Genomic DNA, 26,650 nt, shown 5'->3' on the forward strand with positions numbered 1-26,650 from the left:
CCATGCGGGAAGCGAAGATCTGGCATCTCTGGTATGCCTGGTCAGCATGGACGTGTCGAGCGCGAGCCTGCGGGTGCTGTGCCGGATAGCGGAGTCGGGCAGCTTCACCGCGGCCGCCGCGCAGCTGGGCTACACGCAGTCGGCGGTCTCCCGCCAGGCGATCGCGCTCGAACGCAGCGCGGGCGCCACCCTGTTCGAACGGCGGCCCGACGGCGTGCGGCTCACGCCGCCAGGACTGACGCTGCTGCGCCACGCCCGCACGATCCTGGCCTCCGTCGACGCCGCGAGCCGGGACCTGTCCGGCGAACCGCGCGCGGAGGTGGTGCGGCTGGGCATGATCCTGAGCGCCGGTCCCGTGGTCCTGCCCGCCGCACTGGCCCGGCTCACCACGACAGCGCCCTGGATCCGCGTCACGACACGGGAAGGCACCACCCCCGGCCTGGCCAGGGCGTTGCGCACCGGGTCGATCGACCTCGCCGTGCTCACCTCCCGACCACCGCACCGGCCACCGGACGGCGAGTCGCCGCGCCTGCACGTCACGGCCGTCCAGGACGTGGAGCTCCTCGTCGCGGCCTGCGCCACCGGGACGTTCGCCGGACGTACCTCCGTCCACGTCGACGAGCTCGTCGACGCGCCGTGGATCGCCACGCCCTCCACGACCTCCGAACCGCTGCTCGGCGTCTGGCCGGGCCTGCCGGGACGAGCGCGCATCGTCCACAGCGCACGCGACTGGCTGACGAAGCTGCACCTCGTCGCCGGTGGTTTCGGCATCACCACGATTCCGGAGCAGCTGGCGCCGATGCTGCCTCCCGGCGTGGTCGCGCTGCGGGTCGAGGGCGCGCCGCCGGAAATCCGCCGGGTCCTGGTGGCCCGGCTTCCCGGAGCGGCCACACCGGCGATCGCGGCGGTCACCGAGGCGATCACGTCGGCCGCGCGGTCCTGAACCGCGTCAGACGCCGGCCTGCCCGTAGGGCACCGCGTTCAGCAGGGTGACGCGGACCGTGGTGCCGCTGGGTGTCCGGTAGGCGCGCTGCTCTCCCCTGCGGGCACCGTTCAACGCCGCCCCCAGCGGGGAGACCGGCGAGTAGACCTCGATCGCACCGTGTTCCGCGCCGCGTGCGCCCAGCAGGAACGTCTCGGTCTCGCCGGTGTCGTCGAAGCGGACGGTGAGCACCATGCCGGGTTCGGCGACGCCGTCGTCCGGAGGGTCCTCGCCCACGATCGCGTTGGTGAGCAGACTGTTGATCTGCCGGATCCGCGCGCCGTTCTCGTCGTCGGGCCGGCCGCGCGCCGGTGCCAGCAGTGCCGCCAGTTCGTTGCGGAGCCGGTGGTGTGCCTGCGGTGACAGCCACACACGCGGGGTCGTGCTCGTCATGTCGCCTCCATGGCAGGAGTAGGTGCCGTCAGGACGGAGCGGAGGGGAGGTACCGCCCTGACGGCGGGGCGCCAGTGCAGGCCGGGTTCGACCGGCCCACGACCCGCACGGGCAGGAAAAGGGTCAGTGAGGGCGGCGGAGCACCGCTTCGAAGTCGTGGGCGTAGCCGGAGGCCACGCTCAGGAGGATGTCGCGCTGCACGCGGAGGAACTCGTTCTCCTTGCGCAGCCACGCCAGTTCGGTTCGCTCGTCGCCGGTCAGCGGTTCACCGGTCAGCGGTTCACCGGTCAGCGGTTCGCCCGTCAGCGGTTCCTGGGTGCGGTCCACGTGGGGGTCACCTGAGCGGGTCGAACTCGCGCAGGGCGCCGGGCTGTTTGCCGGTGGTGATCTGCTCCGCCAGCAGCCGTCCGGTGACCGGCCCCTGCGCCAGGCCCCACATGCCGTGCCCGCCGGCCACGTACACGCCCGGTGTCCTGGTCGCGCCGATGAGCGCTCGTCCGTCCGGGGTGACCGGGCGGGGACCCACCCAGACGTCCGTGCGGTCCTCCCACCACACCCCGTCCAGCAACGGCCGGACGGAGGCGATGATCGCGTCCACCCGCGCCTCGTCCAGCGGCGCGTCCGGGTCGCGGAACTCCATGGTGCCCGCGACCCGCAGGCCACCCTGGTAGGGCGTGCACGCCACGCGCACCTCCGGCAGGTACACCGGGCCGTGGACCGGCTTCCGCACGGGCACGGTGAACGAGTACCCGCGCCCGGCACGGACCGGCGTGCGCACACCCGCGCGTGCCACCAGCCCCGGCAGCCATGCGCCGGTGGCGACCACCGCCACGTCGGCGGAAAGAGTGTTGCCGTCCTTCGCTTTCACGACCACACCGGCGCGTTCCGCGAAAACGTCGACCGCTTCGAACGAATGGATCGTGGCACCACGAGCGACGACCGCGCGACCCAACGCCTGGACGAAGCCGCCGGGGTCGACGAACCGCTGCCCGTCGATGCGCACACCAGCCACGAGTGCCCGTGACGCCAGTGGGACCTGCTCGGTCAGGTCCGCTGTGGACAGTCGGGTGTGGTCGACCGGTTGCCCGGCCGCGGCAAGCCGTTCCAGCTCTCGCACCAGGTTCCGCGCCTGACCGGCGGAGGTGAAGGCCGCGGTGATCGGGGCGTCGGCGGTGGGAGCGTCGACGCCGTTGGCGGTGAGCACGTCGTAGGCCTCGATGCTCTCCTCGTTGAGGGGGAGGTTCGCCTTCACCGCCCTGGTCCACGACGGCCACCGGCACTGGGCGGCGAACCGGAGCAGGAACGACCAGAGCTTCGGGTCGGCGGTCAGCGGGATGTGCAGTGGAGCCGCCGGATTGACCAGGGACCGCAGTCCGTAGCGCAGCACCGCCGGTTCGTTCAGCGGGATGGCCAGTCCGGGTGCGATCCACCCGGCGTTGCCCCATGACGCGCCGGCCGCGACCCCGGTCCGGTCGACGACCGTCACGTCGACGCCGCGCTCCTGCAGGAACCACGCCGTGGACAACCCCACGACACCCGCCCCGACGACCACCGCCGAGCGCGGACCGCCATCGAGGCGTTCGACGCCGTCCATCCCTGCCTCCTGTCATCGCTTCTCCTGAGGCCAGGATGCTGGGGACAGGGGACGAACCGGATGTCCGTTTCCCACAATCGCGGGGTCAGCGGTTGTCGGATTCCGACACCGTCGCCGCGAGGTCGATCATCATCGCGACCCTCTTGGCGGGGTCGTCCAGGTCGAGGCCGGTCACCTCGGTCATCTTCCGCAGCCGGTTGCGCACGGTGTTGCCGTGCACGCCGAGCCGCTCACCCGCCGCCGCCAGGTCGCCCTGCGCCTCGAGCCAGGCCCGCAGCGTCGCGACGAAGTCCGTGCCGTGGTCGCTGTCGTGCCTGCGCAGGTCCGCCACCGGCCCGCGCGCGGGCGCCCTGCCGACGCGCGCCGCGGTGCGCAGCCGTTGCAGCAGGATCTCGTCCCACGACTCGTCGTAGGCGGGCGGGGCCGCGTCACCGGTCCGCATCTCGTGCAACGCCAGGCACTCGTCCGCCTCCTGGCGGGCCGCGGGCAGGTCCGCGGGCTCGGCGACGGCGCTGATCCCCGCCGACACGGTGACGTCGCCGGGCAACGCCGCTTCGAGCACCCCCAGCCAGTCCCGCGCCGCGTCGACCCGCTCGCCCGGCAGGATCGTGTAGACGCTCGTGCCCGACAGGGCACTGCGTCCCGGTCGCGACCAGCCGAACCCGGTGGTCGCCTGTTCGAACGCCAGCAGCACGGCCGCGTGCCGCTCGACGCCGACGTGCGCGCGCAGCGCGACCACCCTGGCCGGCCCCGGTGGCAACCCGAGCTGGCTGATCACGGTCGAGGCGTCCGCCGTGCCCTCCAGCAGCCGGATCACCCACTCCGACTCCACCTGGCGTTCCAGGTCGGCGCTGGCCCGCGATCGCAGCAGGTGCAGCGCCACGGTCCGGGCGCCATCGGTCAACGCGGTGCGCCGGGCACCTTCCAGCGGGGCCGGGCAGGCCACCCAGACCGCGCCGAGCAGCTCCCTGCCCACCCTGACCGCGACCACCATCCGCCCGGTCAGGCCGCGCGCGGGTTCCCCGGCGACGAAGAGGGGTTCGTCGGACGTCGACAGGTGGGCCCGCACGCCCGCGGCGTCGAAGAGCTCCCGCGCCCACGCGGGCACCTCGCGGCCCAGGATGGTCTCCAGCCGTGCCGCGTCGACCTCCTGCTGCGGACCCGAGTAGGCGAGCACGCGCGACAGCCGGTCCTCGATGGTCACCGCGCCGCCCGTGGTGGCGGCGAGGCTGTCGGCCAGCGCGAACAGGTCGGTGGGCCCCCGCCCCGACTCGGTCTCCCTGCCCTCCAGCACCAGGCCGTAGACGACCCCCGCCAGCTGGCTCCACGACAGGGCCGGATCCGCCAGCATCACCGCGACTCCCCCGGCCTCCGCCACCGCGACGGCGTCCGCGAGGAGCTCCTCACCGCTGCGGACGAGCACGACGACGGCACGCGCCGACACCGCCGCGCGCACGGCCTCGACCACCGACCGGGCACCGACGGCGAGGTACACGTCGCCGGCCTCGGCGCGGTCGTCCGCGGCATCGCGCAACACCACGCCGCGCAGCTCGGCCGACCGCGACACCGGGCAGCAGCACAACCGGACCCCGTACCCGCCCAGCACGTTGACCAGACGATCCAGCCTCACCATGAGCGATCACTCTGCCTCACCGCCACGACACCGCACGACGAAGCCGTGCGGCACGGCCCTGCGATCGTCACCGCCATGGATCTCCACGGGCAGTTCCGCCGTGCCGCCGAGCAGGACGTCCCGGAGGACGAGGTCCGCGGGTTCGCCGGGTTCCTGCGCTTCGCGATCTGGACGGGCAGGCACCCCGACGGCGCTCCGGTCGGGCAACTGGGTGGACGGCCCCGGCTGTCGGCCGGCTCACCGGCGTTGCCGCTCTTCGCCTCCCTCGGCTCCCCGGCTGGCTCGACCGCGCAGTTCAAGCCGGACGTGGTCCACGCCGCGCGCTTCCTCGTCCGGCGGGAGGACCTCGCCTCCGGCCGGCCGGACAAGGCCGTCTGCCTCACGGAGTTCCTCGAGTAGCTCAGGCGACGGTGACGAGAACGCGACCACCGCCACCGGCGTCGACCCGCTCGTGGGCCGCGGCGATCTCGGCGAGGCCGAACACCTGGCCGACCCGGACGCGCAACGCGCCCACCGCGGCGGCGGCGGTGAGGTCGCGGGCCGCCGCCCGTTTCGCCGCGGCCGGGAAGTCGTCGCTGCCGAACAGGCGCACCGTGGCGTTCGCGAAGAGCAGCGGCCAGAACGGCAGTTCCGTGCGGTCGGCCCGTGTGCCGTACGCGGCGATGATCCCGTCGCCGGCGATCACGGCGACGTCCAGGTCCGCGTTGTCCGACAAGGAGACTTCGACGATCCGGTGCACGCCGTCCGGCGCCGTGGTCCGGATCGCCCTCGCGGCATCGGGATCGTCGAGGGCGACCGCGTGCGAGACGACCGCGGGGTCGACGAGGTCCAGGTCTCGCGCCTTGGTCACCGTGCCCAGCACGGTCGCGCCACCCCACCGTGCCAGCTGCGCGGCGAACGACCCGACACCGCCGAGCACGCCGTGCACGAGAACGGTCCGCCCGTCGACCGGGCCGTCGGCGAACACCGTGCGGTGGGCGGTGATCCCGGGGATGCCGAGGCTCGCCGCCAGTTCGTCGCCCACGTGGTCCGGCAACGGCACGGCCAGGTGCTCGGGCACCACCGCGTACTGCGCGGCCGTCCCGAACGCCCGGTAGGACTGAGCGCCGTAGACCCACACGCGCTGGCCGATCCGGCTCTTGTCGACGCCCTCGCCGACGGCGTCCACCACGCCGGCGGCGTCGCTGTGCGGAATTACTCGGGGGAACGGCATTTCCGACCCCAGCCAGCCGCGCCGCTTCTTCGTGTCGCCGGGGTTCACCCCCGACAGCCGCACCGCGACCCTGACCTCCCCCTGGCCGGGCCGGGGGTCGGGCAGCTCGCCGGTCCGCAGGACGTCTGCGGCGGAACCCTGCCGGTCGTACCAGGACGCGAACATGGTGCTCCTCTTCAGCCGGTGCGGGATCGTCCTGCTCAGGCGGTCGGGCCGGCGAGGCGCCAGCCGCTCTGCCACGTCCAGCCGTTGCGCGCGTTCAGGCTGATGTTCAGGAACGCCAGCTCCTCCAGCGACCGCGCCATCCGCAGGCTGCCCGCGTCGACCGGCCGGAAGCCCAGCGAGGCCAGCAGGTCCGCCGCGACCTGCTTCGCCGCGTCGTCGTCACCGGCGTAGAAGCCGTCCAGCGGCCGGCCGTCCTCGCTCGGCGCGCCCAGGCGGGAGGCGAAGACCGTGTTGAACGCCTTCACGAGCTTCACGCCCGGCGCACCGGCCGCCAGCTGCTCGGCGTGGCTCGTTCCGCCGGTCGTGAGGTCGCTGAAGGTGTCGTTCAACGGGTTGGTGGCGTCGACGACGACCGCGCCCGCGCCCTTGACCTCGCGGAGCACACCGGCCGCGGCACCGGCGGGCACCGCCAGCACCACGACGTCCGCGCCCTGCGCCGCCTCCGCCGCGGTCGCCGCGGCCTTCGCGCCCACGTTCCCGGCCACCTCGACCGCGTTCTCCTGGTGCGCGGCGACGACCGTCACCTCGTGACCCGCGGTGGTGGCGGCTTCCGCCAGGCCGGCTCCGACGTTCCCGGCACCGATGATCGCGACGCGCATGACAGCCTCCAAATAGTTCAAGTTTGAACTTTCTGTCCTGAGGCTAGGTGCGATTGGTTCAAGCGTCAAGTAAATTGGTGGTGTGACCCCGGCCTCGAACACCCCGCGCTGGCTGACCCCGGAGCAACGCCTCGCCTGGCTCCAGATGGTGCGCGTGCTGACCCGGCTGCCCGCGACGCTCGACGCGCAGCTCGAACGCGACGCCGGCATGTCGTTCTTCGAGTACCACGTCCTGTCGATGCTCTCCGAGACTCCCGACCGGACCCTGCGGCTGAGCCGCCTCGCGCAGCTCACCAGCTCGTCGCTGTCCCGCCTGTCGAACGTCGTGAAGCGCCTCGAGTCCCGCGGTCTCCTGCGCCGCGAGCCCGACCCCGACGACCGCCGCGCCAGCCGCGCGGTCCTCACGCCCGAGGGCATGGCCGCCGTCGAGCAGGCCGCGCCCGGTCACGTCACCACCGTTCGCGAGCTGGTCGTGGACGCTCTCGACCCAGCACAGCTGAATCAACTGCGTGATGCCTACGAGCGCGTCCTCGAACGGCTCGACCCGGCCTCGGCCACCCGGCCGGAGTGGCTGGAGGGCTGACCGGCGCACAGCGGACGGGGCCGCCTCCGGAAGGTTCCGGAGACGACCCCGTCGGAAAGCCGGCCTACGAGGCCAGAGGCTTGTCGCCCTGCACACCCCAGGCGACGCTGAACTGGTTGCGCACGTGCCACTGCCCGGTCGACGGACGCCAGACGGCCAGATCGCCCACCCCGTCGCCGTTGTAGTCACCGGGCACCGGGATGTCGCCCTGCTGACCCCACTGCGTCGAGCTGATGCCGTGGACGAACCATTGGCCGGTCGACGGACGCCACACCGTCAAGTCGAAGCCACCGTCGCCGTCGTAGTCAGCAGGCACCGGGACGTCACCGCTCTGTCCCCATGGGACGGACACGACGACGCCGAACATCCCGATGTAGTGCCAGGTTCCGGTGGACGGACGCCACACGGCGGCCTGCGTCGCGCCGTCGCCGTCGTAGTCGCCGGGCACCGGGATGTCGCCCTGCTGACCCCACTGCTGCGTGAACTGGTTGTGCACGAACCACTGTCCGGTCGACGGACGCCACACGGCGACATCGGTGATCTGGTCGCCGTTGTAGTCACCCGGAACCGGGACGTCGCCCTGCTGGCCCCACGCGACGGTGAACTGGTTGAGCACGAACCACTGCCCCGTCGACGGACGCCACACCGCGGCATCCGACACGCCGTCGCCGTTGTAGTCGCCGGGAACCGGGACATCGCCCTGCTGACCCCACTGGGTCGTGCTGACGTTGCGCACGAACCACTGGCCCGTCGACGGACGCCAGACCGTGGTGTCCGTGCTCTGGTCGTCGTTGTAGTCGCCGTCCGGACCGCCGAACGTGTAGCGCGAGTTGAGCAGCGCGTTCGGTGACCCGGCACCGGCGTTGACGACGACGTCCTTCCTGGACCCGACGAAGGCCATCTCGAACCAGACGGTGGTCGTCGAGGCGTTCGGGTGGCGTTGCAGGTACAACGCGGCGACGCCGGCGGCGTGCGGTGCGGCCATCGACGTTCCGCTGAGCACCCTCGTCGCGGTGTCGCTCGTGTTCGACGCCGACGTGATGTCGTCGCCGGGCGCGAAGAGGTCCACGCAGCTGCCGAAGTTGCTGCCCCCGCTCGGCCAGTCGGTCGGCCGCACGTCGTCGCGGTCGGTGGCACCGATGGTGATCGCGTTCGGCGTCCGGGCGGGCGAGGTCGTGCAGGCGTCGCGGTTCGAGTTGCCCGCGGCGACCGTGTAGGTGATGCCGGAGGCGATCGACGCCTCGACCGCCGCGTCCAGCGCGGCGCTGGCCCCGCCGCCGAGGCTCATGTTCGCGACGGCCGGGCGCACCGCGTTCTGGGTGACCCAGTCGACACCGCTGATGACGCCGGTGGTGGTGCCCGACCCGGTGCAATCGAGGACCTTGACCGCGACCAGCCGCACGGCCTTGGCGACTCCGTGGGTGGCACCGCCGATGGTGCCCGCCACGTGGGAGCCGTGACCGTTGCAGTCGGTGTTGTTGCCGTCCCCCGAAGCGTTGGTGCCCCAGCTCGCACGGCCGCCGAAGTCGACGTGCGTCGTGCGGATGCCCGTGTCGATCACGTACGCGTGCACGTTGCGGGCACCGGAACCGCTGGAGACGTACTGCCCGTTGGACCGGCCGGTGATCTGGTCGAGCCGGTCCAGACCCCACAGCGCCGACGGCGTCGGCTGGGTGGCGTCCACGCTCACCTCGGCGTCCTGTTCGACGTAGGCGACCCGCGGGTCCGCCGCGATCCGCCTGGCCGTCGTGTCGCTCGCCCCGACGGAGAACCCGTGCAGCGCGTGCTGCCAGGTCTGCCCCACGTCACCGCCACCGCTCTTGGTGACGACGTCCGCCGCGGTCTCGGCGGTCCGCGCCTTCTCGGTGGCGCCTTCCTTGAGCACCACGACATAGCGGCCGGCGATGGTCTTCGCCCCCTGCCCCACGCGGATCTCGCCCTCCGCCGCCACCGCGGGCGTCGTCAGCACCGTGGCCGCGACCGCCGCGACGGCGAGGCTGAGCACCAGCCCGCGTCTTCGTCTCGATGAGTGCACCAATTCCGTCCTCCCCTGCGAAACCTGGACCTTGTCCCCCGACGTCCGTGGACGACGATGACCTCCGGGAGTGGTTGCGGGCGAGCGAAATCGCCGGAGTTTCCGGTCAACTTCCGCTACGGTCGCCCGGTGACGCAGCAGAACGCCGCGAGCCCGTTCGCCGAGCTGCTGCGCCGTCACCGGGCGAACACCGGACTCAGCCAGGTGCAGCTCGCCAGGCTCAGCGGGATCAGCGACCGCGCGCTGCGCGATCTGGAGCAGGGCAAGCGGGTGCCGCGGTCGCAGTCGGTGCGGCTGATGGCCACGGCGCTGAAGCTGACCGGTGACGACCTCACCGCGTTCCTCGCCGCGGCGCGTCCGCAGTCGGCGCCCGCCCGGTCCGCGCCCAGTGCCGACGGCGGCCTTCTCGGGCGGGCGGACGAGCTGCGGTCGTTGCTGGACCTGGTCCTGCGGGCGCGGCACCGGCTCATCACGGTCACCGGCCCGGCGGGCGTCGGCAAGTCGCGCATCGCAGCGGAGCTGGCCGCGTTGCTCACCGGCCGCACCGATCTCGTGGTGAGCACCCTCGACCTGTCCGCCGTCGTCGACGTGGCGCTGGTCGGCGACCTCGCGGCGGACGCGCTGGGCTGCGGGCCGTCCCGGCTGGCGCCGGTGGACAGGGTGGCCGCGCACCTGCGCGACCGGCGGGTGGTGCTGGTGGTGGACCGGTTCGAACAGCTGGTGGACGCCGCGGCCGAGCTCGCCGCGCTGCCGCGCCGGTGTCCCGGCCTGACCGTGGTCGTCACCAGCCAGCGGCCGCTGCGGCTGCGCGACGAGCGGGTGTTCCCGTTGGCAGGACTACCGCACGAGGCGGCGGCCGCGCTGTTCGTGCGACGCGCCCGGCTCGCCAACCCGGCCTTCGACGCGGACGAGGACACCGCACCGGCGATCGAGACCATCTGCCACCGCGTGGAGCACCTGCCGCTCGCGATCGAGCTGGCGGCCGGCTGGGCGCGGTTGATGCGCCCGGCGGACTTGGCCGAGCGGCTCACGCACCGCTTGCGCTACCTCACCGACGGGGAGCGCGACCTGCCCGCACGGCACCGCTCGTTGCGCGCGGCGGTCGAGGCCACGCTGGACCTCGTCACCGCCGAGGCGCGCACCGCGTTCCGCCGGCTGGGAGGGTTCGACGGCGGCGTCCGGCTGGACGACCTGGAGGCGGTCCTGGGGCCGTCGCTGGCGGAGCTGACCGAGCTGGTCGACATCAACCTGGTCCGGATCACCCCGGACGGCGACTCGTCGCGGTACACGCTGCCGGACACGGTCGCCGAGCTCGCCGAGGAACAGCTGGCCGCCTCGGGTGACTCCGACGACGTCCGCGGCCGGATCGCCTCGCACTACCTCGGCAAGCTGCGCGGCGGAGCAACGTTCGGCGCGCTCGACGCGGCCAACATCCGCGCCGCGGTGCGCTGGGCGGCGTCCGAGGACCCCGCCCGGCTCGACGCCGACACCGCGATCGCGCTGGTCCTGTTCTACGAGTCCACCGGCCGCCTCGGCGAAGGCGCGGAGCTGCTCAGCCAGGTGGGCGCCGGCGGTGTCCCGGTCCTGTTGCTCAGGGCGGGCCAGCTGGCGGCGTTGCACGGCGACCTGGAGGAGGCGGGCGAAACGGCACGGCGCGCGCTGGCCGCGACCCCGGAAGACGACCACGGCACGCGAACCGCCGGTCTGAGCCTGCTCGGCATGGTCGCGGTGGAGCAGGGCAAGCCGCGCGAGGCCATGGCACACCTGCGCACCGCCCTCGCCGCCGCACGACTCTCCGGCGACGACGCGATGCTGGGCCGAGTCCTCAACAACCTCTCGTCGGTGTCGTCGGAGATCGGCCGCCCCCAGGACGCGTTCCGCCAGCTGGAAGCCGCCCTGGCGGCCAAACGACGCGCGGGCACCGCGCCGCTCGACATGGGCCGCACGCTGTTCAACCTCGCCCACCTGGCACTGGACCTCGACGACCCCGCCGTCGCGGTGAGCAGGGCCGGCGAGGCCGTGCCCCTGCTCACGGCCGGCGGCCACACACCGCTGGCGGCGTTCGCCGAGACCACCGCGGCACTCGCGCTGACCGACCCCGCGGCGTCGTCCGCGGCCCTGCGCCGCGCGGACCGCCTGCTGGCGGAGTCCTCACGGGAGGACGGGACCGACCGCGTCGAGGCCGCGGTCCGCCTGCGCGCGAGCGTGGTCCGGCACGCGTTGGGCGACGCGCCGGCCGCGTGGCGAGAGCTGGCCGGCGCCCTGCGGACCTCGCTCGGTCACACGACCCGCGACCGCGACTCGGTGGCGGAGGCGCTGACCCTGCACGCGCGGTACCTCTGCCCGCGTGATCCGGCGTCGGCGACGGTGCTGCTGGGAGCGGCGGATCGGTTGCGGCGCAAGAAGATCACGCCGTTCGTGGCCGGTGCGCGGGACCGGGCGGCCACGGCGGGGTCCGCGGTGCTCGGCCCGGATCAGTGGACCGAGCACCTCGAACGTGGCCGTGGCCTCGACGACGTGGGTCTCGCAGCGTTCGTCGACGGACTCGCCGCAGCCGGTCACGAACCGCTGTAGCTACCTCTGCCGGGGTGCAGGACCGGGTGGCCCCGTTCACGAACCGCTGTAGCTGAACCAGTCGAGGTTGATCGAGCCGTTGTCACCCGCCCCGTAGGACAGCGTCACCACCGGGTCGCGGCCGGTCACCGGGACGCCGTCGAAGGTCACCGTGCCCCAGGCGTCCCAGCTGTCGGAGACCTTCGGGAAGCTCACCTGCCGCACGGCCTGCCCGTCCACCGACAGCGTCATCGTGCGCGCGTCGCTGTGGGCGTTGGCGTACCGCAGGGTGATCGAACCCGAGCCCTGTCCCGCCGAGGCGCGGTGCACCGTGAACGACGACGCGGCGCCCTGTGCCCAGAGTCCGTCGACGAACGCGCGGCCCGAGTAGCCCGTGTGGTTGACGTTCGTCTTGACGCCGCCGGTGTTGCGCGCGTCCTCGGCGTCGAGGCGGCTCGGGGCGGGGCAGCCGGAGACCGAACCCCCGATGTCGGCGCAGCGGTCCTGCGCGTCGGCCACGCCGTCGCCGTCGCGGTCGCCGGCGGCCGCTCCCGTCAGGGTGATCTCGACCGTGTGCGCGCCCCTGAGGGTCGTGGGGATCTCGGCGCGGGACGGCTGGCCGTCGAGCCTGACCGAGCTGATCGTCGTGCCCGCACCGCGCAGCGTGATCGTCAGGTCGGCGTCGCGGTAGCGCACGTTCTGCAGCGTGACGTCACCCCAGCCCGCGGGCAGGTTCGGCGCGAGGGTGAGGCCCTGGGGGCCGAACCGGAGCCCGAACAGTCCTGTGTGGACCATGTCGAGGAAGGCCGTGGCCGACCAGGTCTGGTCGGGCTCTGATCCCCAGTGGAACTTCACCGTGTCGCCCAGCCGCTGGTAGCCGCCGTCGACCACGCCGGTGTTGCCGTTGTAGATCTCCCAGAAGCCGCTGTTGTTGTTCGCGAGCTTCGCCAGGCGCGTCGTCTCGGCGGCGAAGAGGTTCTGGTTCCCCACGCGTGCCAGCGCCTTGGCCCACAGCCCCTGGACGAGCGGCCAGACGATCGCGTTGTGCCGGCCGGGCTGGGCGTCGGAGTAGCGGTCCCAGTGCGGCCAGGTGTCGGGCATGCCCCACGTCATCAGGCGGGCGCGGCTGATGATCGACTGGGCCTGCGCGGGGCTGGCGACGTCGAAGAGGATCGCGAACGCGAGCCCGGCGCCCTCCTGGTACGCGCCCGGCGTCCCGTTGGCGAGGAGCTGGTAGTTGTACAGGCCCGTCTGCGCGTTCCAGAAGTACCGGTTGATCGCGGTCTTGAGCGCGGCGGCCTTCGTGCGGTAGCCAGCGGCCTCGGACGACTGCCCCAGGCGCTCGGCCATGTTCGCCGCGTTGAGGTAGGCGGCGTAGTAGACCACGTTGGTGCTCAGGTACATCCCGCTCGCGACGCCCGGCCACGGCATGCTGCCCGTGCTGACCGACTCGGTCGCGTCGGCGGGCGGCGCGGGGTAGCCGGCGATGCCGTCGTTGAAGAACGAGGCGCCGGTGAACAACCCGTAGGTGGGGTTGAGGCCCGCCGTGCCGGCGCGTTCCCTGATCGCCAGGGTGTTCTTGGCGGTGCGGTAGGCGTTGTCGAGGAACGCCTGGTCACCGGTGACGAGGTAGTGGTGCCACGCGGCGGTGAGCCAGATGACCTGGTCCCACTGCTGGTCGTCCTGCTGGACGCGCAGGGCACCGGCGGAGTCCTTGTCGACCACGGCCCACAGCGTGTTCCTCGCCAGGGCCGGCGACAGCAGGCTGGTCGCGTTCCAGCTGTTGACCGACGCGTCGCGCGTCCACGGCTGCTGGTACCCGCCGCCCGCGCGGACGAAGCCGGTGGCCGGGTCGAGCAGACCGCTCCTGTTGTAGCGCGAGTCGTAGCCCAGGGTGTTGACGCGCAGGAGGTTGTCCAGCGCGGCCGCGTAGGCGTTGCCGTACAACCCTTGGCTCAGCGGGCTCGCGAATCTGAGTGACGGTGTCGTCGCCGCTGTCGCCGGTGAGGCACCGACGACCACGCCCGACATCGTCGTCAGGACCAGCAGGACACGACCGATCCGCCGCCGCAGACTCATTCCGCGCACCTTTCCCGGCACCCGGACCCGACCGGAGCCGTCCCGGCAGTGCACCATGGAATCGCTCCCATGAAACGGTTGCGTGAAGATCCTGTCCGCTTCTGTCAGCCCGGGCCGCGAACCCGCCGTGAAACCGATCATGCGCGGGCTCGCGCCGGTAGGCTCGCGTTCAGTTGTTCTTGTCGAACGTGCCGTGGAGTGCCGAGTGAGCCGATGGCGTGCGATCGCCGTGCCGTGGCTGCTCATCGCTCTGCCGATCGGCGTGGAGCTGGGCGGTCGCGCGGCCGAGCTGGTGGTGAGCCTGGCACTCGCCGCCGCGGCGGTCATGGCGTTCGACAGGTTCCCCGTCCTGGTCCTGACGCTCGCGACGGCCGGTGCCGCGGTGCCCTCGCTGGTGCTGTCGCCGGTGGTGACCAGCCCTGTCCGGATCTGGCCGTTCCTGGCCGCGGCGGTGTTCGGGCACCTGGCCGGCCGCAGGCTCGAACGGGGACGGTCGGCCGGAGCGGCGGTGGCGGGTGTGCTGCTCGCGGGACTGCCGACCGGTGTTCTGGTCGACGTGCGCGAACGCGGTGGGTTCGGCGTGTTTTTCGGCCTGTACGACTGGTTCTCGCTCGTCACCGTGCTGGCGGTCGTCGTCGGGTTGCCGTGGCTCGCGGGCCGCTATCGGCGGCAGCAGCTCGAACTGCACGCCGCTGGTGTCGCCCGCGCGGCGTTGGCCGAACGCAACCGCATCGCGCGCGAGATGCACGACTCGCTGGGGTTCGAGCTCGGTCTGGTCGCCTTGCGCGCGGCCGCACTGGAGGTGGCGCCCGGACTCGACGCCGAGGTGCGATCCCAGGCCGGCGAGGTGCGTGCCGGGATCGCCACCGCCACCGAGCGGTTGCACGAGATCGTGGGTGTGCTCGGCGGGCCGGAGGACATCGACGTCGCGGCGCTCGTCGGCCGGGCCACCGCGGCCGGCCAGCGCGTCGAGCTGGAGATGCCTACGCCACCTGTGCCTTCGGTCGCCTCCGTGGTGCACCGGGTCGTGCGCGAAGGGCTCACCAACGCCGCTCGGCACGCGCCGGGTGAAGCGGTCGTCGTGCGGGTCGCGAACGAGACCGGGCAGACCACGGTCACGGTGGAGAACAGCGTGAACGGCACGAAGTCCGGTGTTGGCAACAAGCTCGGGCTCGCCGCGTTGCGCGATGTGGTCGGCAGGCTCGACGCCGGGGTGCGCGACGGGCGGTTCGTGCTCACCGCCGTGGTTCCGCACGACGTCGCCGCCAAGCGCCGCGACCGGTCTCAGGTGTGGCGGCTCGTGCGGGTGCCGTTGCTCGCCGCGGGTGTCGTCGTGGTGCTGGGGTTGACGTTGTACGCGCTCGTCGGATCCGACAACCGGCTCGACGACGACAGCTACACTGCTATCCACATAGGACAGAAGCGTGAGGATGTCGTGAAAGCACTGCCGCGCTTCCAGATCCTGGGCGATCCCGAACGCACGCTGACTCCACCGCCCAGCAGTGCGGACTGCGCGCACTACTGGGCCACCGTCCAGACCGACGACCGGCTCTTCTACCGGCTCTGCTTCGCGGACGACCGGCTCGTGCTCAAGGAGACCGTCCCCAGGAGCCGGCGATGATCAGGGTGCTCCTGGCCGACGACGAACCGCTGGTGCGCGCCGGCATCAGGGCGGTGCTCGCGGCCGACCCGGAGTTCGTCGTCGTGGCCGAGGCGGACAACGGGCGGACGGCAGTCGACCTGGCTCTCGCGCACCGGCCCGACGTGGTCCTGCTCGACATCGCCATGCCGGTGCTCGACGGCCTCGCGGCCGCCGCCGAGCTGGCCAGGACCGTGCCCGAGACGGGCGTGCTGGTGCTCACCACGTTCTCGGCCGACGACCACATCGCCGGCGCGCTCGCGGGTGGTGCGCGGGGGTTCCTCCTCAAGTCCGGCGACCCGCTGGAGCTGTTCGCGGGCATCCGCGCGGTGGCGGGGGGCGCCGCGTTCCTCTCCCCCGCGGTCGCGCACCGGGTGATCCAGCAGGTCGGCGGTGACCGGATGGCCCGCGCCGCACGGGCACGCGGGCTCGTCGAGGGTCTGACGCCTCGCGAGCGGGAGGTGCTCGCTTTGTTGGGAGCGGGACTGCCCAACGCCGAGATCGCCCGCCGTCTCCACGTCGTCGAGGGCACCGTGAAGGTGTTCGTCACGTCGATCCTGCGGCGGCTCGACGTGACGAACCGGGTGCAGGCGGCGATCGTCGCCCACGAGGCCGGACTTCTATGACCTTCGGCCAGTACGACGGTCGCCGTTGGGTCAATGTCCGGCGCGGCTCGCGCGACAACGCTGGTGCGCATGAAGAAACTCCTGACCGCGGCAGCGGTGGCCGCGCTGGCCACCGGGCTCGCTCCCGCCGCGGAAGCCGCTGAGCTTCGACTGCCCGGCCCCAGCGGACCGCTGCCCGTCGGCACCACCGAACTGCACCTCGTCGACAACGCCAGAACCGACCCGTGGACCGGCGCACCCCGTGAGCTGATGGTGTCGCTGTCCTACCCCGCGCTGCCCGACGGACGGTTCACCCGCCAGTTCCCGGACGGCGTCGCGGAGTTCTACGACCGCCAGGCCGGCGTCCCGTCCGGCACGTTCGCCCCCACCGGGACGCACTCGCGAGCGGGAGCCACACCGCTGCCGGGACGCCGGCCGGTGATCCTCTACTCACCCGGCGGCGGTCAGTCGCGGTTCCTCGGCACCACGCTCGTAGAAGACCTCGTCAGCCGCGGGTACGCCGTGGTGAGCGTCGACCACACGCCGGTGAGCCCGGTGAGGTTCCCCGACCGGCTGGAGCTGCCGAAACCCGGCCTCGACGCGGCCGAGGTGATGCGAGAACGGGTGCGGGACATCGGTTTCGTGCTCGACGAGCTGAAGCACAACCCCCTGCTCGACCTCACGCGCGTCGGCATGGCCGGCCACTCGATGGGGGGCTTCACCACAGCGGAGACGATGCTGACCGACACGCGCGTGGACGCGGGCATCAACCTCGACGGCAGCATGGACCCGCGCTACGGCCAGGCCGCGACGCTGGGGGTGAGCCGGCCGTTCCTGCTGATGGGCGGCGGCCTGAGCAGCGGACGCCCGCACACCCACGCGCACAGCGACGACTGGGGAGCGTTCTGGTCGGCCTCGACGGGCTGGAAGCGCGACGTCTACCTCCCGGACGCCGAACACATGAGCTTCACCGACGCACAGGCACTGCTTCCTCAACTGGGCCGCGACGACACCGCGTCGATCGGCACCATCGACCCGAAGCGAAGCCTTGCCGCACAACGGATGTACGTCGCCGCGTTCTTCGACCTGCACCTGCGCGGCCGGCACACCGGGATCTTCGACCAGGCCGCGCACCCCGACGTGCGGATCATCCCGTGATCACCGCATTCCCCGACTGGCTGGGCAAGCGCTACGGACCCGAGCTGCGCCGTTACGGCGCCTCGGCCTGGGGCCGCGCGAGCGCATCTCCAGCCACAGGTACCTGCGCTGGAGCCTGGAGACCGCGGGTGCCGAACGGATCATGAACGCCTCCGGCCACCCGTTCGACGAAGAACGCGCCGGATCCGCGCGGGCTGGACGCGAACCGTCTGCTGCGGGTTCTAGAACTTCGACAGGACGTTGTGGTTCCACCACAGGTCGAGCTTGTCGAGGGTGTCGAGGTCGCCCCCCGGCTTCTTCAACGCGCCGATGGTGAGGGTCTTGGTGTCGACCCACCAGACCTGGGCGTTGCCGTCGGCCAGGAAGCAGGTCGTGAAGTCGCCGGGCAGCGGGCCGGAGGTGTCGCGGTAGTAGAGCGCGTAGTGGATGGCGTCGTCCTTGGGGCGGCAGCCGCCGCGGTCGTCCCTGCGCGGGATGCCGCGGCTGGTCACCAGGGCGATGAAGAACGCCTCCTGCTGGGCGCGGTCGGCGAACAGCAGGAACTCGGCCGCGTCCGGCGGAGGGGCGAAGGGGTCGTTGTCGATCACCGTGCCGCAGCGGACGGCGGCGACCGCGGCCTTGTCCGGGGTGGTGGGCAGGCACAGGTTCGAGGTCCGGTAGACGGCCGGCAGGGCGGCCATCAGCGCGTCGTCCTGCGGCGACCGCGTCGTGGTGGGAGTGGACGACGTGGTGGTGGAGCTGCTCTTGGTGCTGGTCGTGCTGGTCGGTGTGGTGCTGCCGGACGTGCCGGAGCCGCGGATCTTGTCGCCGTTCGTGGCGATCAGCACCGTCGTGACGATCACCGCCACGACCGCGAGGACACCGCCGGCGAGAGCGGCCCGCCTGGCCGGTGGTGTGCGGCCCGGCTGGACGTGGGTGAGCGGGTACGGGCTGGGCTGGGGGCCTGTCGTGATGGGCTGGAAGGCGGGTGTCCTGGGCTGGGACAGCGGCGGCGCCTGGGGGAACCGCGGACCCGCGGGGACAGGACGGGGGAAGCCGCCGGGAGGGCTCGGTGGCACAGGCCGGCTGGCGACAGGCGCGGGGCGAGCGGGGGCGGACAGGGCTTGGACCGCTGCCTGGGCGAGCGCGCCCGCGGTGGCGTAGCGGTCGGCCGGGTCCTTGGCCATGCCCTTCGCGATGACGTCGTCCAGCGCCGCCGGGACGGCCGGGTTCAGCGGGGACGCCTTGGGTGGCGCTTCCCTCATGTGCGCCCAGATCTGGGCGGCGGTGCCCTCCGCGGTGAACGGGCGGCGGCCCGCCAGGCAGGCGAAGAGCACGCAGGCCAGGGCGTAGACGTCCGCGCGGCCGTCGACCGGGCCGCTCTCGAAGCGTTCCGGGGCCATGTAGTCGAGGGTGCCGACCACCGACCCGGACGCCGTCAGGTTCGTCGCGGCCGGGGAGGCGCTGCGGGCGATGCCGAAGTCCACCAGGTACACGAAGTCGCCGGAGGTCACGAGGATGTTCGACGGCTTCACGTCGCGGTGCACGAGGCCGTCGGCGTGCGCGGCGTCCAATGCGCTCGCCACCTGCTCGACGATGCGCACGGCGCGGGCCGGCTCGATGGTGCCCTCGTCGATCAGGTCCGACAGGTCGGAGCCCTCCACCAGGCGCATGTCCAGGTAGAGCCGGTCGTCGATCTCGCCGTAGGCGTGGATCGGGATGACGTGCGGCTCGCGCAGCCGTGCGACGATCTGCGCCTCGCGGCGGAAGCGGGCGCGGTAGTCCTTGTCGTCGTGGTAACCGGGCGAGAGCCTCTTGAGCGCCACGACCCGGTCGTGCACCGTGTCGTAGGCCCTGTGCACCTCGCCCATCCCACCGCGACCGAGCAGCTGCTCGATCCGGTAGGGCCCGAACGTCTCTTCCGTCATCGTCCTCGTGTCCCGAGCGCCTTGTCCGACGGAGTCGACGCGCGCCGACCGCCGCGGGTTCCGCCGGGAGCAGCCTACAAAGTCGCGATTCGACAGGTGACCGGAAGACGTGATCACGCCTCATCCGTTCGGACGTTGTGCCGCACGGCCGGGTGGGCGAGGGTTCGTCGGTGGCGATCAAGAAGCGGCGGGGCGGCGGCGTCTCGGCTCGGATCCGGCGCGGGTGGGAGCTGGTGACCACCTCGCTGGCGCTGCTGACCGGGGTCTACCTGATTCTGACCACCATCGAGCCGACGCGGGTCGTGCTGGAGCGCTACGTCGGCAAGCTCGACCTGCAGGGGCTCGTCGCACTGGTGGCGGTGATGCTGGAGATCGCCACCATCGCGATCTACCAGCACGGCAGGGACGTCCGGGCGTTGCGGACCCTGCTGGTCGAGAAGGAACGGCGGGACCTCACGCACTCCATCACCGACGTGCTGGCGGCCACGGCCCTGACCGGCGGTGGGCGGCGGGCGCGGCGGGTGGAGGTGCTGGGGCTGACGTTGAACACCACCTGGCCCGCGCTGGCCACGTGGCTCACCTCGCGCGACCAGCCGAACGGCTGGCGGGTCACCCTGCACTGCCTGGACCCGGACTTCATCACCCGGTCCGGCGAGTTCCCCGCCGACTGGGCGGGCGAGGCGCGGGGCAGCCTGGAGCGCATCCGGTCGTTCCTGACCGAGGAGGCCGACGAGCTGGCCCGGCGGCGGATCAGCGTGGAGCTGCGGGTCTACGCGTGCGTACCGGTCGTGCACGGTTTCCGGTTCGGCGACGGCACGGTGTTCCTGTCCTACCTGCAGTGGACCGAGAACGGGCGAATCCGGCCGTTCGAGTTCTACGACCGGATCGGCACCGACGACCGCTCACCCCGTGCGGGGCACTACCGGGACCTGTTCGACAGCTGGCTGCACCGGGTCGGGACCCGGCGCGTCACCGGCTCACCGGGAGCCGAGCGGCAGGACCCGTGACAGCGTGGGCACCGCGGCAGCGGCGACGACGACGTGCATGAGGATCAGCGCGATCGAGTTCACCACGCTGGCGCCTCCCGCGAGGATGCCCAGGTCCGGGATCCACGACAGCACCACGACGACGGGCACCAGGATGCGCAGCACCCGGCGCGGGTCGCCGGCGAAGCGGCGCACCAGGTACCAGCCGAGCGTGCCGAGCAGGATGCCGATCACCGTGGCGGGCGCGTACTCCGCCAGCGCCAGGCCCTTGCGCTCGACGTCGGCGGGGATGATCTTGCCCGCCAGCAGGGCGATCAGCGCGTTGACCGCGATCGAGACCACCGCGGCCCCCAGGAGTCCGACGACGATCTCCCCGGCGCTGGGCGCGAGGGCGGAAGAGCGGGTGGGGAGGCTGGTGTCGGCCATGGGCCCTGTCCTTCGATAGGCTGAATTGCAAGCGGTCACTTGCAAACAAGGTAGCCATCCGGTCCACTCTAATGCAAGTGTCCACTTGCATATGCGGCCGATCGAGGAGGGCGAGTGGCTGGCCGGGTGACCGACGAGGCGGTGTTCGACGCGGTCCTGAAGGTGATCGCCGAACAGGGGTACGAGCGCGCGACCACCCGCGTGATCGCCGATGCCGCCGGGATCAACGAGGCGACGCTGTTCCGCCGGTTCACCTCCAAGGAGAACCTGCTGCGACAGGCGGTGCGCGGCAGCTTCACCGGGTTCTCGCTCGACCTCGACAGCCCCGGCGACGACGTGACCGCCGACCTGCTCACGATCGTGAGCTACTACGCGCGGCTCTACGAGACGCGCGGCGGCGTCGTGCTCACCCTCATGCGCGAAGCGAAGTTCAGCCCGGACGTGGCGGCGGTGCTCGCCGAACCGGAGGCGCTGCTGGAGAAGGTGGACCGGGTCATCCTGCACCACCAGCGGCGAGGAGCCCTCGTCGCCGAACCGCCGCGGCACACGTTCTTCGCTCTGGTCGGGCCGCTGATGATGCGCGCCTTCGCCCGGCGGATCGACCGGCGGGCCACCCAGGCGCCCGCCGATCCCGAGGCCGTCGTGCGGCGGTTCCTCGAGGGACACCGCCCGCGGTAGCGGACCCGCGACCGCGGTCAGACGCCTGCGGGAGTCTCCTCGCTCCTGACGGCGAGCCACTCCAGTTCCGCGGCGAGCACGCCGAGCTGGAACCGCGACTGCACGCCGAGCATCGACTGCAGGCGCGAGATGCGCCGGTTCAGCGTGCGCAGGCTGACGTCCAGCTCGCGGGCGATCGCGCGGTCGGTCGCGCCGGTGCGCATGAGCCGCAAGAGGTGCTGGGTCGCCGCCGTGGGTTCCTCGGTCACGACTCGGGGGCGCGGCACCGCGACCACGGTGCCCGTTGTTACGCGGGTCACAGACATGTTGTGACGGTATGCCGGACTATTGGCGGCTGTCAATCAAAAGTCTGGCACTTCGATGCCAAACCGCACACAACTTCGGGACGAGCAACGCCATTACTCGGCTGAGCACGCGCGAAGACCCCGAAGGCGATGCGCCTCCGGGGCCCTCAGCCGCGATGACCGCGGGCGAACAAAGGATCTAGGTGGCGTGCGAGGACAGCACCTCACCCGTGGAGACGCCGGCGGCGACCTCGCCCAGCCGTGCGTCCAGCACCTCCGGCGACAGCACGTGCCGCACCACCATCGCCGCCGCTCCCAGCGCCCCGGCGGTCACACCGGCGCCCGACGCGACGATCCGCAGGTTCTCCGTGGCCAGCGGCAGCGAGCGCCGGTAGATCGACTCGCGCACGCCCGCCAGCAGCATCTCCCCCGCCTCCGCGAGCAGCCCTCCGATGACCACGAGCGACGGGTTGAACATGCTCACGCAGCCGGCGAGCACCTCGCCGATGTCCCTGCCCGCCTGCCGCACGACCCGGCCGGCCTCGAGGTTGCCCGAGCGGACCAGGTTCACCACGTCGGCCGTCGAGTGCGCGGGATGTCCCAGCTCCCGCAGCCTCGCCGCCAGCGCGGGACCGGCGGCGACCGCCTCCAGGCACTCGGTGTTGCCGCACCGGCACAGCACCTCCAGCGGCTCGCCCCTGTCGGGCAGCCTGATGTGCCCGAGGTCGCCCGCCGCGCCCGCCGCGCCGCGGTGCAGCACACCGTTGCTGATCAGACCGGCGCCGATGCCGGTCGCCGCCTTCACCACGATCATGTGCCGCACGTCCGGGTGCGAGGCGGTGTGCTCGCCCAGCGCCATCAGGTTGACCTCGTTGTCGACGAGCACCGGCACGCCGAACTCCGCCGCCATCGCCGCCGGCACGTCGAACCCGTCCCAGCCCGGCATGATCGGCGGGTTGTTCGGCCGGCCGGTGGAGTGCTCGACCGGGCCCGGCAGGCCGATGCCCACGCCGGCGATCTCCGCCGGGCCCAGCGTCGTCAGCAACGAGCGCCAGGTCGCGGCCAGCAGCGGCAGGATCTTCTCCGGTCCCTCCGCCACGTCCAGGTCCACCTGGTCGACGGCGAGCAACCGGCACCCGAGGTCGGACACGGCGACCGTGGCGTGGGTGGCGCCCACCTCGGCCGCCAGCACGTGCTGGGCGCCGGGGTTGAACCCGAACCGGCCGGCAGGGCGCCCGCCGGTGGACTCCCCCGTGCCGCTGGCGGTCACCAGCCCGGCGGCCACGAGCAGGTCGAGCCTCGCGCGCACCGTGGAGCGGGCGAGGCCGGTCGCCGTCACGATCTCCGCTCGGGTGCGCGGGCCGCCGTCCATCAGCATGCGCAGCACTGCGGCCGGCGATCCCGCCTCGACACCCAAGGTGCTCTCCATCGATCAATTGTCACATCGGTACGGGAAGGCGGGCGTCCCGCGCCCCGTCAGCCGCCCGAGCTGAAGGCGGCGTCGAACGACGCCGACGGCGGGTCGAAGGCGTTGCGGCGGAGGAACTCCAGCGCCTCGGGAGCACCGATGAGCCGGTCCATCCCGGCGTCCTCCCACTCGACGCTGATCGGTCCGGAGTAGCCGATGGTGTTGAGCATCCGGAACGACTGCTCCCACGGCACGTCACCGCGTCCGGTGGAGACGAAGTCCCAGCCGCGCCTCGGGTCCGCCCACGCCAGGTGCGAGCCCATCCGGCCGTTGCGGCCGTTGCCGACCTGGCGCCGGGCGTCCTTGCAGTCGACGTGGTAGATCCGGTCGCGGAAGTCCCACAGGAACCCGACGGGGTCGAGGTCCTGCCAGACGAAGTGCGACGGGTCCCAGTTCAGGCCGAACGCCGGACGGTGCCCGATCGCCTCCAGCGCGCGCACGGTGGTCCAGTAGTCGTAGGCGATCTCCGACGGGTGCACCTCGTGCGCGAACCGGACGCCGACCTCGTCGAACACGTCCAGGATCGGGTTCCAGCGGTCGGCGAAGTCCTGGTAGCCGGCGTCGATCATCGAGTCGGGCACCGGCGGGAACATCGCGACGGTCTTCCAGATCGACGAGCCGGTGAACCCGACGACGGTGTCGACGCCGAGCCGGGCCGCGGCCCGCGCGGTCGCCTTCATCTCCTCCGCTGCCCGCTGCCGCACGCCCTCGGGGTCGCCGTCACCCCAGTTGCGGGCGGACAGGATGCCCTGGTGCCGCTCGTCGATCGGGTCGTCGCAGACGGCCTGGCCGGTGAGGTGGTTGGAGATCGTCCACACCTTGAGGTCGTGCTCGGCGAGGATCGCGAGCCGGTCGGCGACGTAGTCGTCGTCCTCCGCGGCCCGCCACGGGTCGAGGTGGTCGCCCCAGCAGGCGATCTCCAGACCGTCGTAGCCCCAGCCCGAAGCCAGCCGGCAGACCTCCTCGAACGGCAGGTCGGCCCACTGACCGGTGAACAACGTGATCGGACGTGCCATCTCCGGTCTCCTCCTCTAAACCTGCTGCCACGTGCGGGACGCGGCGCTCGTCTCGACGGCCGCCAGGACGCGCTGCACCTGCAGCCCGTCGGCGAACGTCGGCGTGGGGTCGGTTCCCTCGGCCACCGCCCGCACGAAGTCGACGGCCTGGTGGGTGAACGCGTGCTCGTAGCCCAGGCCGTGCCCCGCGGGCCACCACGCCGCCACGTACGGGTGCTCCGGCTCGGTGACCACGATGCGGCGGAAGCCCGCGACGGCGGAGTCCTCCGTGCCGTCGAAGAACTGCAGCACGTTCATGTCCTCGAAGTCGAACGCCAGGCTGCCCGCAGAGCCGTTGACCTCGATGCGCAGCGCGTTCTTGCGGCCGTTGGCGAACCGCGTGGCCTCGAACGAGGCGAGCGCGCCGCCGGCGAACCGCGCCAGGAACAGCGCGGCGTCGTCCACGGTGACCGGCCCGGACTCCTCCGAGGCGGTGCCGGACAGCCCGGAGTGCTCCGACGCCAGCGGCCGCTGGGTCACGAACGTCTCGAGCGTCCCGGACACCTCGGCGACGGTGTCGCCGAGGATGAACTGCGTGGCGTCGACGATGTGGGCACCGATGTCGCCGAGGGCGCCGGAACCCGCCTTGGCCTTGTCGAGCCGCCACGACAGCGGCGCGGCGGGGTCGACGATCCAGTCCTGCAGGTACTGGGCGCGGACGTGGTGGATCCGTCCCAGCCTGCCCTGGGCGACCAGCTGACGGGCCAGCCCCAGTGCGGGCACGCGCCGGTAGGTGAAGCCGACCATCGCGCGCACTCCGCGCAGTGCGGCGCGTTCGGCGGCCTCCGCCATGGCGACCGCTTCGTCGACGGTGTTGGCCATCGGCTTCTCGCACAGCACGTGCTTGCCCGCGTTCAGGGCGGCGATCGCGATCTCGGCGTGCGTGTCACCCGGTGTGCAGATGTCCACCACGTGCACGTCGTCGCGGTCCAGTACGGACTTCCAGTCGGTCACGGCCTCCGCCCAGCCCAGGCGTTCGGCCGCCGCCCTGGTGCGGTCGGCGTCGCGGCCGGCCAGCACGGACATCACCGGCCGCACCGGCAGGTCGAAGAAGGCCGGTGCGACCCGCCACGCCTGGGAGTGCGCGGCTCCCATGAAGGCGTGGCCGACCATCGCGATGCCCAGTTCCGGCGTCGTCACAATGCGGTCCTCTCAGGATCTCAGGACTCGAAGGCGGTCGGCAGGTAGCGGTCGACGTTGTCCTTCGTGACAACCGGGGCGTAGAGCTGGACCTGACGCGGGACCTCCACCTCGACGAGGTCGCCGAGGCTCTTGTTCTGCACCGCGAGCCGCGCCAGCCGGATGCCGTCGGCGCCCTGGGTTGACGGGTAGATCACGGTCGCCTTGTGGGGGCCGTTGTCCGCCTTGATCTCGCGCATCACGTTGGCCGATCCCGCGCCACCGACCATGAAGAACTCGCCGCGGCCGGAGTTCTTGACTGCGGCGGCGACGCCGACACCCTGGTCGTCGTCGTGGTTCCAGATGGCGTCGATCTTGGGCGCGGCCTGCAGCAGGTTCGCGGCGGCCCTCTCACCGCTCTCCACGGTGAACTCGGCGGCGACGCGGTTGCCGACCTTCAGCCCGCAGCCCGCGAGCGCCTCCGCGAAGCCCTTGCTGCGGTCCTGGGTCAGCGGCAGCGAGTCGATGCCGGCGATCTCCGCGACCACGGCGTCCGGCTTGCCCTTCAGCCTCTCGCAGACGTACGTGCCGGCGGACACGCCCATGCCGTAGTTGTCGCCCAGCACCGTGGACCGCGCGGCGAACGGGCTGTCGAACTGGCGGTCCACGTTGATCACGGTGATGCCGGCCTTCATGGCCTTGAGCGCGACCGGGGTGAGCGCGGCGCCGTCGAACGGCAGCAGGACGATCGCGTCCACCTTGTCGTTGATGAACGTCTCGACCTGGCTGATCTGGAGGTTGACGTCGTTGGTGCCCTCCACGACCTTCAGCTCCACGTCGGAGTACTTCTCGGCTTCCTTCCGGGCTGCGGCGCTGATCGCGGCCATCCAGCCGTGGTCGGCGGCGGGCGCGGAGAACCCGATGACGACCTTCTTCCCGGGCTCGTCGTTGGCGACCCGCGCACCGCCCTGGTCACCGCCGCCCGCCTTGGTCTCGGGGGTGTTGCCGGTGCAGGCGGTGAGCGCGAGGCCGACCGACAGGGCGGCGATGAAGCGGGTTGTTGCCTTGCGTGACATGGAGGTGCTCCTCGGGTGGCGGCGGTTGTGCCGGGATCAGGGGTCGCTGCGCCGGGCCAGCCGCTGCTGGAGCAGGACGGCGGCCACGATGATCGCGCCCTTGGCGACGGCCTGGGCGGAGATGGAGAGGTTGTTGAGGGTGAAGACGTTCGACAGCGTCGTGAAGATCAGGACGCCGAACACGGTGCCCGCGATCGTGCCGCGACCTCCGGACAGCAGCGTGCCGCCGATCACCACCGCCGCGATGGCGTCCAGCTCGTACAGCCCGCCGTGGGTCGAGCTGCCGGTGGTGGTGCGGGCGATGAGCATGACCGCGGCGATGCCGCAGCACACGCCCAGCAGCGCGTAGAGCAGCACGGT

General features: G+C 72.1%; 25 protein-coding genes. 9 read left to right on the forward strand and 16 right to left on the reverse strand.

The window, feature by feature from the left end:
* Positions 1–46: 46 nt before the first annotated feature.
* Entirely contained in the window at positions 47–943 is an 897-nt protein-coding gene (locus VM306_RS08080) for a LysR family transcriptional regulator (protein WP_325512574.1), read from the forward strand.
* A 6-nt stretch (positions 944–949) separates the two neighbouring features.
* Here the strand turns inward: VM306_RS08080 and VM306_RS08085 are convergent, their stop codons facing one another.
* The 4 genes from VM306_RS08085 to VM306_RS08100 form a co-directional block, all read right to left on the reverse strand.
* Positions 950–1,375 (reverse strand): GreA/GreB family elongation factor, encoded by a 426-nt coding sequence (locus VM306_RS08085; RefSeq protein ID WP_325512576.1) that lies wholly within the window; start codon positions 1,373–1,375, stop codon positions 950–952.
* A gap of 123 nt (positions 1,376–1,498) precedes the next feature.
* Positions 1,499–1,702, reverse strand: a complete 204-nt coding sequence (locus VM306_RS08090) for a hypothetical protein (protein ID WP_325512578.1) — start codon at positions 1,700–1,702, stop codon at positions 1,499–1,501.
* Between the two features lie 7 nt (positions 1,703–1,709).
* A complete protein-coding gene (locus VM306_RS08095; RefSeq protein WP_325512580.1) occupies positions 1,710–2,969 on the reverse strand; it encodes an FAD-dependent oxidoreductase in 1,260 nt (419 codons plus the stop codon).
* Positions 2,970–3,054: 85 nt separating this feature from the next.
* Positions 3,055–4,602 (reverse strand): helix-turn-helix domain-containing protein, encoded by a 1,548-nt coding sequence (locus VM306_RS08100; RefSeq protein ID WP_325512582.1) that lies wholly within the window; start codon positions 4,600–4,602, stop codon positions 3,055–3,057.
* 75 nt (positions 4,603–4,677) lie between these two features.
* Here VM306_RS08100 and VM306_RS08105 point away from each other — a divergent pair, with 75 nt between their 5' ends.
* The gene (locus VM306_RS08105; RefSeq protein WP_325512584.1) at positions 4,678–5,001 is read left to right on the forward strand and encodes a hypothetical protein; all 324 of its coding nucleotides are present in this window, start codon (positions 4,678–4,680) and stop codon (positions 4,999–5,001) included.
* Between the two features lies 1 nt (position 5,002).
* Here VM306_RS08105 and VM306_RS08110 read toward each other — a convergent pair whose 3' ends face one another.
* A complete protein-coding gene (locus VM306_RS08110; protein WP_325512586.1) occupies positions 5,003–5,980 on the reverse strand; it encodes an NADPH:quinone reductase in 978 nt (325 codons plus the stop codon).
* A 35-nt stretch (positions 5,981–6,015) separates the two neighbouring features.
* Entirely contained in the window at positions 6,016–6,849 is an 834-nt protein-coding gene (locus VM306_RS08115; RefSeq protein ID WP_414672349.1) for an NADPH-dependent F420 reductase, read from the reverse strand.
* Here VM306_RS08115 and VM306_RS08120 point away from each other — a divergent pair.
* Entirely contained in the window at positions 6,785–7,222 is a 438-nt protein-coding gene (locus VM306_RS08120; RefSeq protein WP_414672350.1) for a MarR family winged helix-turn-helix transcriptional regulator, read from the forward strand. The two genes, VM306_RS08115 and VM306_RS08120, sit on opposite strands and share 65 nt — an antisense overlap.
* Positions 7,223–7,286: 64 nt before the next feature.
* On the opposite strand, the gene VM306_RS08125 is transcribed toward VM306_RS08120, so the two are convergent.
* Positions 7,287–9,257 carry a S8 family peptidase gene (locus VM306_RS08125; RefSeq protein WP_325512592.1) on the reverse strand — a complete coding sequence of 657 codons (1,971 nt, stop codon included), beginning with the start codon at positions 9,255–9,257 and terminating at the stop codon, positions 7,287–7,289.
* A 129-nt stretch (positions 9,258–9,386) separates the two neighbouring features.
* On the opposite strand from VM306_RS08125, the gene VM306_RS08130 reads away from it, so the two are divergent.
* Positions 9,387–11,831: an ATP-binding protein gene (locus tag VM306_RS08130; protein ID WP_325512594.1), complete on the forward strand. Its 2,445-nt coding sequence runs from the start codon at positions 9,387–9,389 to the stop codon at positions 11,829–11,831.
* A 36-nt stretch (positions 11,832–11,867) separates the two neighbouring features.
* Here the strand turns inward: VM306_RS08130 and VM306_RS08135 are convergent, their stop codons facing one another.
* Positions 11,868–13,889, reverse strand: coding sequence for an MGH1-like glycoside hydrolase domain-containing protein (locus tag VM306_RS08135; protein ID WP_325512596.1), 2,022 nt, complete (start codon positions 13,887–13,889; stop codon positions 11,868–11,870).
* 205 nt (positions 13,890–14,094) lie between these two features.
* Between VM306_RS08135 and VM306_RS08140 the strand changes: the two genes are divergently transcribed.
* From VM306_RS08140 to VM306_RS08150, 3 genes are all read left to right on the forward strand, one after another.
* Positions 14,095–15,510, forward strand: coding sequence for a sensor histidine kinase (locus tag VM306_RS08140; protein ID WP_325512598.1), 1,416 nt, complete (start codon positions 14,095–14,097; stop codon positions 15,508–15,510).
* A complete protein-coding gene (locus tag VM306_RS08145) occupies positions 15,507–16,154 on the forward strand; it encodes a response regulator transcription factor (RefSeq protein WP_325512601.1) in 648 nt (215 codons plus the stop codon). The genes VM306_RS08140 and VM306_RS08145 overlap by 4 nt, the downstream gene beginning before the upstream one ends.
* Before the next feature lie 69 nt (positions 16,155–16,223).
* Positions 16,224–17,291 carry an alpha/beta hydrolase gene (locus tag VM306_RS08150; RefSeq protein ID WP_325512603.1) on the forward strand — a complete coding sequence of 356 codons (1,068 nt, stop codon included), beginning with the start codon at positions 16,224–16,226 and terminating at the stop codon, positions 17,289–17,291.
* Between the two features lie 221 nt (positions 17,292–17,512).
* On the opposite strand, the gene VM306_RS08155 is transcribed toward VM306_RS08150, so the two are convergent.
* Positions 17,513–19,198 (reverse strand): serine/threonine-protein kinase, encoded by a 1,686-nt coding sequence (locus VM306_RS08155; protein ID WP_325512605.1) that lies wholly within the window; start codon positions 19,196–19,198, stop codon positions 17,513–17,515.
* 170 nt (positions 19,199–19,368) lie between these two features.
* Between VM306_RS08155 and VM306_RS08160 the strand changes: the two genes are divergently transcribed.
* A complete protein-coding gene (locus VM306_RS08160) occupies positions 19,369–20,205 on the forward strand; it encodes a hypothetical protein (protein ID WP_325512606.1) in 837 nt (278 codons plus the stop codon).
* Here the strand turns inward: VM306_RS08160 and VM306_RS08165 are convergent.
* Positions 20,176–20,610 (reverse strand): DUF6069 family protein, encoded by a 435-nt coding sequence (locus tag VM306_RS08165; protein WP_325512608.1) that lies wholly within the window; start codon positions 20,608–20,610, stop codon positions 20,176–20,178. The genes VM306_RS08160 and VM306_RS08165 overlap by 30 nt on opposite strands.
* 114 nt (positions 20,611–20,724) lie before the next feature.
* Here VM306_RS08165 and VM306_RS08170 point away from each other — a divergent pair, with 114 nt between their 5' ends.
* Positions 20,725–21,288, forward strand: coding sequence for a helix-turn-helix domain-containing protein (locus tag VM306_RS08170; RefSeq protein WP_325512610.1), 564 nt, complete (start codon positions 20,725–20,727; stop codon positions 21,286–21,288).
* Between the two features lie 17 nt (positions 21,289–21,305).
* Here the strand turns inward: VM306_RS08170 and VM306_RS08175 are convergent, their stop codons facing one another.
* From VM306_RS08175 to VM306_RS08200, 6 genes are all read right to left on the reverse strand, one after another.
* Positions 21,306–21,593: a LuxR C-terminal-related transcriptional regulator gene (locus VM306_RS08175; protein ID WP_325512612.1), complete on the reverse strand. Its 288-nt coding sequence runs from the start codon at positions 21,591–21,593 to the stop codon at positions 21,306–21,308.
* A 178-nt stretch (positions 21,594–21,771) separates the two neighbouring features.
* Positions 21,772–23,001, reverse strand: coding sequence for an ROK family transcriptional regulator (locus VM306_RS08180; protein WP_325512614.1), 1,230 nt, complete (start codon positions 22,999–23,001; stop codon positions 21,772–21,774).
* A 47-nt stretch (positions 23,002–23,048) separates the two neighbouring features.
* Entirely contained in the window at positions 23,049–24,056 is a 1,008-nt protein-coding gene (locus VM306_RS08185; protein ID WP_325512616.1) for a sugar phosphate isomerase/epimerase family protein, read from the reverse strand.
* 15 nt (positions 24,057–24,071) lie between these two features.
* Positions 24,072–25,208, reverse strand: a complete 1,137-nt coding sequence (locus VM306_RS08190; RefSeq protein ID WP_325512624.1) for a Gfo/Idh/MocA family oxidoreductase — start codon at positions 25,206–25,208, stop codon at positions 24,072–24,074.
* A gap of 47 nt (positions 25,209–25,255) precedes the next feature.
* Positions 25,256–26,290: a substrate-binding domain-containing protein gene (locus VM306_RS08195; protein WP_325512618.1), complete on the reverse strand. Its 1,035-nt coding sequence runs from the start codon at positions 26,288–26,290 to the stop codon at positions 25,256–25,258.
* 36 nt (positions 26,291–26,326) lie between these two features.
* On the reverse strand, positions 26,327–26,650 hold a 324-nt coding region (locus VM306_RS08200; protein WP_414672351.1), incomplete at its 5' end, for an ABC transporter permease.

Source organism: Lentzea sp. (assembly GCF_035525475.1).
Taxonomy (GTDB): Bacteria; Actinomycetota; Actinomycetes; order Mycobacteriales; family Pseudonocardiaceae; genus Lentzea.